Raw genomic sequence first — 10550 nt, 5'->3', positions numbered from 1 at the left:
AAATAGATTAAATAATTTGATCAACTATAAATTAGTAGTAATGTGCTATTTATAGTTTTTGAATTCGATATTACATCCTATGTATAAAGCAGTAAGAATTTTGCTTGGCGTGTTCATTTACCTGTACTCATTGAATACAGTTCATGCCCAGGACATTCATCACTCTCAGTTTTATACCACTCACCTCAATTACAATGCTGCAGCTACCGGCCTTTTTAATGGGGACCAGAGGTTATGTCTAAATTACAGGCGACAGTGGTTTATTGATGACATCGTGCGATATATGACCATAAGTGGATCCTATGATTTCAAGATTTATCCAAAATCCTGGAAAACCAAAGGAATGTGGAATATCGGCATTCAATTTAATTATGACCAGGCTGGTGATTCAAAACTAGGCCTTGCTTATTTAGGGCTATCAACTGCTTATACTTATCCGATCAACAATCATCATATTGTTTCCTTAGGTGCTGGTTTATCTTTTGCACATCGGAGATTCAAACCAGACGAACTTACCTGGGATGCTCAATGGAATGGAGACATATTTGATCCAACGCTACCTACCGGTGAAAATTTTGGAAACACTTCAAACAACTTCTTTGATGCAAATGCAGGATTTAATTACAGGTGGCAGAAATCTAAAAGAACACGCCTTGATGTTGGAGTTTCTGCATTTCACTTAACCAAACCTGAACAAAAATTTTTTGATCAATCTTTGAATATTAAACTGCCGATTAGATGGAGCTTTCAATTGATGCCATCCATCCAAATTACAAATGCATTCGATCTTCTACTTCATGGACTCTACCAAAAACAACAAGCTTATGAAGAAACATTACTTGGCGGATATTTGAAGATATACTTGAATCAAAGAAGAGGACAGGAGTTAAATGTATTACTTGGAATGGCCAGTCGTTTGAATGACGCATTGATCCCAAAAATTGCAGTTCAATACAATAATTATTATGGTGGAATCAGTTATGATTTGACCAATTCTGAATTTGAATCTGCTGTACGACAAAAGGGTGGACCGGAATTTACTTTCGTTTATATTTTTACAAAAGCCCGCCCGTTTGCTCAATTAAAATCATGCCCAATTTTTTAATTCTCACCACGATGTTTAGTAAATTGGCATATTTAATTTTCTTTATTTATAGTGTCTCTTCACTAAGTGCACAATCACTTTCTTCTGTGCTTACGGTCGCTGAAAAGTCAATGTTCTCTAAAAACTACTATGATGCCTTTCTAAAATACAAGGAAGCTTTGGAGTTTCAACCTGAGAATAATGAATTCAGATATAAGGCAGCGCTGGCCGGGATGCATTTTGGTTCTTATAAGCAGGCTGCAGAACTTTTTGAATTAATATCCACCGGTGAGGACAAAAACAAATACCCTGAAGCTACTATGCACTTAGGGCAATTGCGCCATATTCAAGGTGACTATGAAAAAGCCATTTTAGCTTATAAAATTTATAAAACAGAATTCGCAACAGATTCTTCGCCGAATCTTTTAAAAATTAATCGCGATATTAAAGCATGTGAATGGGCTCTTACTCAGATTAATAATCCCAACAAAGGTGTCAACATCGTTCGGATGGATAATCATATTAATTCTGTATTTTCAGATTTTGCACCAAATTTTCATAGAGATACACTTATTTATTCCTCTCTGCGGTTTGAAAATGTCGCTAACTCAGAGATTCCAAAAAGGCATAATGCCTCAGTTTTACAATCTGTAAAAGATGGAAATGCCGAAAGAATGCTCTCTGATTCATTTCCCGGATTAAATATGTCTGTAGCTCACAGCTCGTATGCTAAAGACCGGTCTTTAGTTTTTTATACGATTTGTGAAGATTTAAATGATTATGATAAAAGATGTGATCTCTACATTAGCAAAGTAGATGCCACAGGCAAATGGTTAAGCCCCGTAAAACTACCTGAACCTATAAACCTTGCACAATTCAGCAGTACACAACCTTGTTTTGTTTCATCTTCGAATGAAAATGGTGGTGTGTTATTCTTCGCTTCGAATCGCACCACGAATAGCAAAGGAGGTTTCGATATTTGGTATACATACCTTGATCCAAATGGCAATTTTTCAGAACCTTTAAATTGTGAACAAATAAACACCATTGAAGACGAACATGCTCCTTTCTTTTATGAGAGATCTAAAACTTTGTATTTCTCTTCCAGAGGACATCTAGGTTTTGGAGGACTCGATTTTTATTCTTCGAGGCAGAACGATATTGGCTTTGTAAATCCAGTCAATATTGGTTATCCGCAAAACAGCAGTTTTGATGATTTGTATTATTACATCACTGAACATGATACCCTGGCTTATTTGGCTTCCAACAGAACAGGAACTTTGTTTTTAGATGATGCCAATGAAGCATGCTGTCTTGATCTTTTTAAACTTTCGATTTTATCCTGCGAAATAGATCTGAATGCATTGGTTTATAATTTTTATACACAGGAAGCAATCAATGGTGCAACCGTCGTTTTGATTGACATAGAAAACCAAAATTTGCCGCCTATAGTAGTTCAAAACCTATTGAGTAATGAGTTTAAATTTAAAATTCTTTGCGAACGAAATTACAAATTGCTTGCTCATAAAGATGGTTATACCAGTGATTCCCTGGTTTTTTATTCAGGGAAGACAGGAGAATTTAAGTCACTTACCAAGAAACTGTTTTTAAAACCTTCGAAAGTTGAATTACAATTACTAACTTTTAATAAAAACAATAATGATCCTCTTGATGGCGTAACGCTCCATATTAAAGACCTTGATGGCAATCTGGACACAAGCATTCTCAACATACAAAACCATGTATTCACCATACCAGCTCTTCCTTGTCATAGATATAAAATTACAGCATCTAAGCCTGATTTTGCAAACGCAGATACCCTCATTTTAATCGATTGCGGCAGCAGTGGCATCATCCAGAAAAAACTTTATCTGCCTACCATTTTGTTTAGCCTATTGCCCGTTAGCTTGTTTTTTGATAACGACAGGCCTTCTCCGGGTTCGCACGATACTACTTGTCATACCGGATATGCACACACCTTCAGAAACTATTATGCTAAGAAACCAAAATTTGCAAAAGTATCCAATGAGCTCCACGTATTTGATGGCGTCCAACCATCTTCCGAGATGGATGATTTTTTTGAGGATGAAGTCAAACGAGGCAAAGAAATTTTAGACAAGTTTTTGTTAGTTTTAGAATCTGATTTGAAGAAAGGCAAGAAGTATGAAATCTTCTTGAAAGGATATGCTTCTCCGCTTGCGAAATCTGAATACAATTTGAAGTTATCGCATCGAAGAATTCATAGTGTCTATAATGATATATGGAATTATAAAGATGGACTTTTCAAAAAATACATCAAGTCAGGATATTTAAAATTGAGCGAAAAACCATTTGGGGAAAGTCAGGCTCCGCGAGGTATCAGCGATCAGAAAAAAGATCTTCGCTCTGTTTTTACTGTTGAAGCCTCGCGAGAACGGCGTGTTGAGATCATTGAAATTAAAGAGTAACAACGGAAGCCATGAAAAACCTGAATATAAATAGTATATACCGCCGAATAGCATTGCAATTATTCTTTTCATTTATATGGATAGGGATTACTTCCATAACCAATACTTTACAAGCGTCACATATTGTTGGCGGTGAGTTAACCTACAGGTATCTCGGACATAATCGCTATGAATTAAAACTAGTGGTCAGAAGAGATTGCATCAATGGATCTGATACCGTGCCTTTCGATAATCCAGCTATCATCGGCGTTTTTTACAGAGATCATCAAAAAGCTTTCAGAGTCGGTACAGACGGAACTTTTCGTCTAACTCAAATGAATAATGATACCATCAAACAGAAACCTGATAACGTTTGTCCGGGCACACTGCAAGAAGTATGCGTTCATGAAACCAGGTATATAGACACCGTAACCATACCATTTGATGACAGAGGTTATTTTATCGTTTACCAGAGGTGTTGTAGAAACTTTACACTTACAAATATTGAAGATGCGGATGAAGTAGGTACTAGCTTTGTTGCTGAAATCAAACCTTTATCAGCCGATCATGTAAACTCTACGCCTGCTTTTGGAGAATATCCTCCTATCTATGCATGTGTCCATAAAGAATTCACCTTTGATCATTCCGCTACAGATGAGGATGGCGACTCACTTGTTTACAGCCTTTGTACACCTTTCCTTGGAAAAACAAAACAGTTTCCAGCTGACAGACCCGACAAGCCTCCATATACACACTTAAGCTGGAAGCCCGGCTTCGAATTAAACAATCTATTTGGATCACCTGCAACCATTGATCCTTCAACAGGGCTCTTTAAAGTAACTCCTGGTATTATTGGACAATTTTTAGTAGCTGTTTGTATTCAGGAATTCAGAAATGGTGAGTTCCTATCTGAAGTTAGAAGAGACTTTGAATTAAATATTGTGAATTGCGGTGTCCAACCTTTTGCAAAATTTTCTCAAAAATCAAATATTTGCGATGGGCTTCAGGTCCAGTTTCAAAATGAAACAACCAACGGTCTGGAATTTACCTGGTTCTTTGATTGGGATCATGATAAAACTAAACAATCAACTGTACTAAATCCTACATTTACCTATGCGTCAGAAGGCACTTATAAAGTTGTACTTGCTGTAAAAAATGTAACCTGTGTAGACACCTTCATACAAATCATTAAAGTTATAGACCCTCAACTAAAACCTGAATTTTCTTATACTTTAATATGTGATACTTCTGCAACTTTAACACTTAAAGATTCAAGCAGCTCAAAATATCAGATCGTCGAAACCAGCTGGTGCATTTTTGGACCAAACGATTCGATCAGGAGTCAAGAAAAAAATCCACGAATCATCATTTCAAAAGAAGGATTCTATGAAATTACTTTGAAAATCAGAGATACTTTTGGTTGCTACGCCGAAATTGTCAAAGAAATTAATTTTAAATTCGTTGATGCCGAGCTCATTGGAAACGAAGCAAGTATTTGTAAAGGCGATTCGATCAGATTGGTAAAAGATTCAAAACCCGGTCTTAAATTCAATTGGAATCCTACTAACACGCTCAACTTAAGCAATCCCTCAAACCCTTGGGCAAAACCTTCCACCACAACAATCTATTCTGTAACCATCACAGATGGCGGCTGTGAAGTCATTAAGCAAATTGAAATACGGGTTAAAGAAAAAATAAAGCTTAACATCACAGGAGATAGTATTAGCTGCGATGGGTATGTGCGTTTAATTGCACGTGCAGACTCCGCAAAATTGTTTAAATGGGGAACTGATCTGACCTTCACTCCAGCTTCTTCGCTGGACTCGATACTCCTTGACACTATTTCTGCCGATAAAAGATATTTTGTGACTGCCGGTTCAATAGAATCGCAATGTCCGGACACCGCAGATTTTCTGGTGAGATTTAAAGGCTTCAAAATCGAATTTTCAAAAGAATATGTAATTTGTGCTGGCGACAGTCTGGAAATAGTTCTCAAACAAACAAATTCCCAGGATACAATAAAAATCGAGTGGGAAGCGAATCCAATCATCATTGGACCCATCAATCAATTGGTCACAAAGGTGTATATCCCAAGTCCCGGAAGGTATGTCCTTAAATTTAAAGTCATCAATCAATTTGATTGCACTTTTGAAGACAGTATCATTATTTCAGCAATAGATCATCCAGTTCCAAAATTGTTTACCGAAAATGAATGTGGTTCCTTAAAAGTAAAATTCACGACCGATGCAAAAGGAAATATTTTTTGGAGTTTTGGTGATGGGGTAGGAAGTTCTATGTTAAATCCTGCAGAATACACTTATCCAAAACCCGGAAAGTATCTCGTGCGTTTAAAATCAGATTCAGTTTGTCTTAGAGAAGTTGAACAAGAAATTACTGTTGTAGAACTCAAAATAAATTTGACAGATACAGTTATAGCTTGTTTTGGAGAATCTGTTTCTTTAAATCCGGGCGGTGACCCAAAATATTCTTATAAGTGGAGTCCGATGGAAGGCCTTGATAATCCAAATTCACCAAATCCAACAGCAACAGTTTCTACAAGCAGATGGTATTTTGTTACCGTGACTGATCAGGATTTTCCGGATTCCTGTGCGCTTTACGATAGTATTTATGTTTTGGTTCCTCCCATTTTAGAAGCTCATGCCTCTCCAGACACCTTCCTTTGTGAAAAGGCAAAAATTAAATTAAACGGTACATCTAATTTATCAGATGTACAATACGTTTGGTGCGACGAAAACAATAAAGTGCTGGGAGATAAGCCTGATATTGAAGTTGAAATCGAAAAGACTTCAAGGTATATTTTGAAAGTAACAGATAAATTTAATTGTTCCACTAAAGATACTATAGAGGTCATCCTATATCATGTCAATGCGCAAATAACAGGCGCTGATAAAATTTGTATTCGGGATACTGCCATGTTAAATGTAATCCCAAATCCTCCGGGAATGTATATGTACCTGTGGGAACCTGCAAATATCATCCTTGGAAATCCGATGGATTCTTTCATAAAAGTATATACGGATACAACCCGAGAATTGAAACTAACGATCAATAATAAACTCGGATGTGAATGGATGTTTTTCCATACCCTCATTATAAATGATCCGCAAGTTTCATTAACTGTTGATGCGTATCCCAAAATTGTGGTGGCTGGACAAACCTCACAGCTTACAGCAACATTTAATCCTAATTGGACTTATAAGTGGTCTCCTGCGGATGGCAGTTTAAATGATGTGAATATACATAATCCTATCGCCAGTCCTACCAAAACAACTACTTATACGGTGAGTATAACCGATGAAGCGGGATGTACTGCAAGCGCTTCAGTAACCATTGTCGTTCAAAATTGCATTGATGCTGTATTTCTCCCTAATGCATTTTCACCGAATAATGATTCCAAGAACGAACAACTCTGTGTGCGAACAAGGCCTGGAACTTTAAGCAAAATGGAATTATTGGTTTTCAACAGGTGGGGTGAAAAAGTATTTCAAAGCAGCGATCCTGCCTTTTGTTGGGATGGCAGTTACAAAAACAAAATATTATCTCCGGATGTATTTGGGTACATTCTTAAATTTAGTTGTCTTGGTGAAGAAGAACAAATTAAAAAGGGAAATATTTCTTTGTTGAAATAATTTTATCATTCATCCTACTCATATTTTTTTGAATTTTTTCAATAAATTATCGAACACCTCATGCATCAGATAACGAAATGCCCAATTTGCGGTGAAGCCGATTTTATTCCATTATTTGATTGCAAAGATTACACACAAAGTCAGGAATGGTTTTCGCTCATTCGTTGCAAACATTGCCAATTTACGATGACCAGTCCAAGACCCGATACCATTGATTTAGGGAATTATTATAAAGCTAACAATTACATCTCTCATAGCGATACCTCTAAAGGCCTGATCAATAAGTTATATAAGTTTGTCCGTAATTTTACACTGCATCTAAAAATCAGATGGATTCAGAACTTACAAAAGAAAGGTAAACTCATAGATATTGGTTCCGGAGCAGGTTATTTTCTTGATGCCTGCAAAAAATCCGGATACGACGTCATTGGAATTGAACCAGATGAACCATCTAGAAATCTTAGCTTTCATAAATTTAAAGTGGAGTGTTTTCCAGAATCTCATTTAGATACAATAGGCGACAAAGAAGTAGATTTGATTACCATGTGGCATGTACTCGAACATGTTCCTGAACTCGCCTCGCGGTTAAAGCAAATTCAACGCATTTTAAAACCAAGCGGCTTTGCAATTATTGCTGTTCCTAATTGTAATTCCTTTGATGCAAATTATTATCAATCGCAGTGGGCGGCTTATGATGTACCCAGACATCTATGGCATTTTTCGCCTGATAATATAATTCAACTTCTTGGCCAACATGGTTTTGAATGTATAAAAATCAAACCTATGTTCTTTGATGCATTTTATGTATCCATGCTAAGTGAATCTTACAAATCAAATCCTCTCGCCTTGATAAAGGGAAGTTTTATTGGATTACTATCCAATATACTTGCCTGTTTTTCCAAGAAAGCCAAGTCTTCAAGTCAGGTATATGTTTTTAGAAAGTTAGTGCGCGAAGCTTGATGAAAGAAATATCAAACATTAAATAAAAAATGCATGATATCGGCATCCTGTACAACATATTCTTTACCTTCTGTTGACATTTTACCTGCTGCTTTTACTGCGGCCTCTGATTTAAATTGAAGGAAGTCAGTATACTTGATAACTTCTGCGCGAATAAATCCTTTTTCAAAGTCCGTGTGAATAACGCCAGCCGCCTGTGGAGCTTTTGAACCTTTCACCACCGTCCAGGCACGCACTTCTTTTTCACCTGCTGTGAAATAGGTAATCAGATTTAATAATTCGTAAGCAGAACGCGATATTTTGTTGATCCCGGGTTCCGTAAGTTGCATCTCATCGAAGAAAGCTTGTCTTTCTTCTTCCGGAAGTTCTGTGATCTCAGCTTCTATACCAGCAGAAATATAAATCACCTTTGCATTTTCTCCGGCAACTGCTAACTCAAATGCAGATGTAAATTCATTCCCCGTGTGGATAGATGCTTCATCCACATTACATACATACAGAACCGGTTTGCCGGTAAGCAACAATGCTGATCGAACAGCAGCTTCGCTGGCCTCGTCTTGAATAAATGATCTGGCAGGTTTACCGGACTCGAGATGTTTATAGATATCTTCTGCCAAACCAAGTTCTCTAAGTACTTCTTTATCGCCGCTTTTGGTTAATTTGCGAATCCTGTCGATGCGCTTTTCCATGGTTTCAAGGTCTTTGAGTATCAATTCCGTATCAACTACTTCTTTATCGCGGACCGGGTTCACAGAACCATCCACATGCACCACATTGTCATTTTCAAAGGCTCTTACCACGTGAATAATGGCATCCACTTCCCGGATATTAGCTACAAATTGATTTCCAAGACCTTCCCCTTTAGAAGCTCCTTTTATAAGACCTGCGATGTCGACGATATCTACAGTCGTTGGCACTATCCTTTGAGGTTTCACAAGATCAGATAGGGCGTTTAATCTGGGGTCAGGAACAGTGATCACACCTACATTGGGATCTTTGGTGGCAAAAGGATAATTTGCTGCAAGGGCGCCAGCTGATGTAAGCGCATTAAAAAGCGTTGATTTTCCTACATTCGGCAAGCCAACAATTCCACATTGTAATCCCATTTTTAAAATTTAGTGCGCAAAATTAGAAAAATCTACTTTTGTAGCTTGAATAATCTGCTATTTGCTATTCCAAATGAATTATCTGGTACATTTATCAATATCTTATCCTTTCCCGGACTATGTTCCCGGTAATTTTATATTTGACCTTCTGCCCAGACAAAACAAAAACAAACCACTTGCTATACTGCAAAAGGGTATTCAGTTACATAAACAGATTGATCATTATTCTAACAACCATCCCTCTTTACAAGAGATCAATAAAAGTTTGCATCCTTTTGTTCATAAATATGCCCCAGTAGCTAGTGATATTATCTGCGACTATTTACTCTATCGATTGTGGGTTCCAAACATATCAACTGAGTTTGATGAATTTGCGAACTGGAACTACAAAATTCTGATGGAATGTTTGGACGTTTTTCCGGAAAAACTCCAAACTTCTACGCGCATGATGATTGAGCACAAATGGCTCTATCAGTATACTTCCATAAATGGTCTTCTAAATGTGCTTACCCGGATGAATTCAAAACTCAGGTTTGAAGGAGATTTGACTAAAGTTTTGGAACCTCTATCTAAAAATGAAAAGTATTACCTCGAATTATTTCAATCATTTTATACGGACTTGAGGGAATTAAGTAATTTATGGATTATCCCTCAAAGTGAAATGAAATTGTAAAACTTTTGGAAAACAATTTTTCAATGACCGTCGATTCAGGAAGTGCTGAATCATAGATTAGGATATTATTGATGCCGTGTGAAAATTTAATTTCCGGTGAAAAAATAAAGAACGGCAAATAAAATTGCATTCCAGCACCAATTTCCACATGAAAATCGTGCGGTGAAATTCTGACAATATTGAATTGATTTTTATCAGAGCGGCTATTCGATGAAAAATCGTAAGAATACTTTACACCGCCCAAAAAATAAACTCGTTTGTCTTTATATGGCGCACTGGTAAACCGCACCAGCAAAGGCAATTCTCCAAAAACAGATTCAATGCGTTCTTTTTTTTCCACATTACTGTTAATTGCCTGATATGAAAGGGTGCGATAGGAGAGCGATATACTAGGTAAAACCCTAAAATCAAAATTTTGTCCCAATTTAAAATTGGTGATCATACTCAGCGTAAGTCCAGGATTACTGACGCCTTCATTCCATTTAAAATCAGGATTCTGAATAAATCTTCGGGAATGTTCCAGTTTATAACCACTGGAATTATATCCGATCGTCAATCCAAAATAGTGCGTTTTGTTTTTGAAAGTATTGTAATTGTAACTTTTTGCATGATCCTGAGCATTCAGCAAAAAAGGAAAAATGCAGACCAAAA

General features: G+C 36.9%; 7 protein-coding genes. 5 read left to right on the top strand and 2 right to left on the bottom strand.

The window, feature by feature from the left end:
* The first annotated feature begins 79 nt into the window (after nucleotides 1-79).
* From IPM92_06110 to IPM92_06095, 4 genes are read left to right on the top strand one after another with little or no spacing between them, the layout of a single operon-like run.
* Nucleotides 80-1105, top strand: a complete 1026-nt coding sequence (locus tag IPM92_06110) for a PorP/SprF family type IX secretion system membrane protein (protein MBK9107953.1) — start codon at nucleotides 80-82, stop codon at nucleotides 1103-1105.
* Complete coding sequence (locus IPM92_06105; GenBank protein MBK9107952.1) at nucleotides 1090-3531, top strand: PD40 domain-containing protein; 2442 nt, start codon at nucleotides 1090-1092, stop codon at nucleotides 3529-3531. Before IPM92_06110 ends, IPM92_06105 begins: the two co-directional genes overlap by 16 nt.
* Before the next feature lie 11 nt (nucleotides 3532-3542).
* Complete coding sequence (locus tag IPM92_06100) at nucleotides 3543-7160, top strand: gliding motility-associated C-terminal domain-containing protein (protein MBK9107951.1); 3618 nt, start codon at nucleotides 3543-3545, stop codon at nucleotides 7158-7160.
* Nucleotides 7161-7220: 60 nt separating this feature from the next.
* Complete coding sequence (locus IPM92_06095; protein MBK9107950.1) at nucleotides 7221-8120, top strand: class I SAM-dependent methyltransferase; 900 nt, start codon at nucleotides 7221-7223, stop codon at nucleotides 8118-8120.
* Between the two features lie 11 nt (nucleotides 8121-8131).
* Here IPM92_06095 and ychF read toward each other — a convergent pair whose 3' ends face one another.
* Nucleotides 8132-9226, bottom strand: coding sequence for a redox-regulated ATPase YchF (ychF, locus tag IPM92_06090; protein MBK9107949.1), 1095 nt, complete (start codon nucleotides 9224-9226; stop codon nucleotides 8132-8134).
* A gap of 73 nt (nucleotides 9227-9299) precedes the next feature.
* Between ychF and IPM92_06085 the strand changes: the two genes are divergently transcribed.
* Nucleotides 9300-9899, top strand: coding sequence for a DUF479 domain-containing protein (locus tag IPM92_06085; GenBank protein MBK9107948.1), 600 nt, complete (start codon nucleotides 9300-9302; stop codon nucleotides 9897-9899).
* On the opposite strand, the gene IPM92_06080 is transcribed toward IPM92_06085, so the two are convergent.
* Nucleotides 9871-10548 (bottom strand): PorT family protein, encoded by a 678-nt coding sequence (locus IPM92_06080; GenBank protein ID MBK9107947.1) that lies wholly within the window; start codon nucleotides 10546-10548, stop codon nucleotides 9871-9873. The two genes, IPM92_06085 and IPM92_06080, sit on opposite strands and share 29 nt — an antisense overlap.
* Between the last annotated feature and the right edge of the window lie 2 nt (nucleotides 10549-10550).

The organism is Saprospiraceae bacterium (genome assembly GCA_016719615.1).
GTDB lineage: Bacteria > Bacteroidota > Bacteroidia > Chitinophagales > Saprospiraceae > Vicinibacter.
The sequence above is the reverse complement of the archived record's forward strand: the minus strand, read 5'-3'. Positions and strand labels throughout refer to the sequence as shown.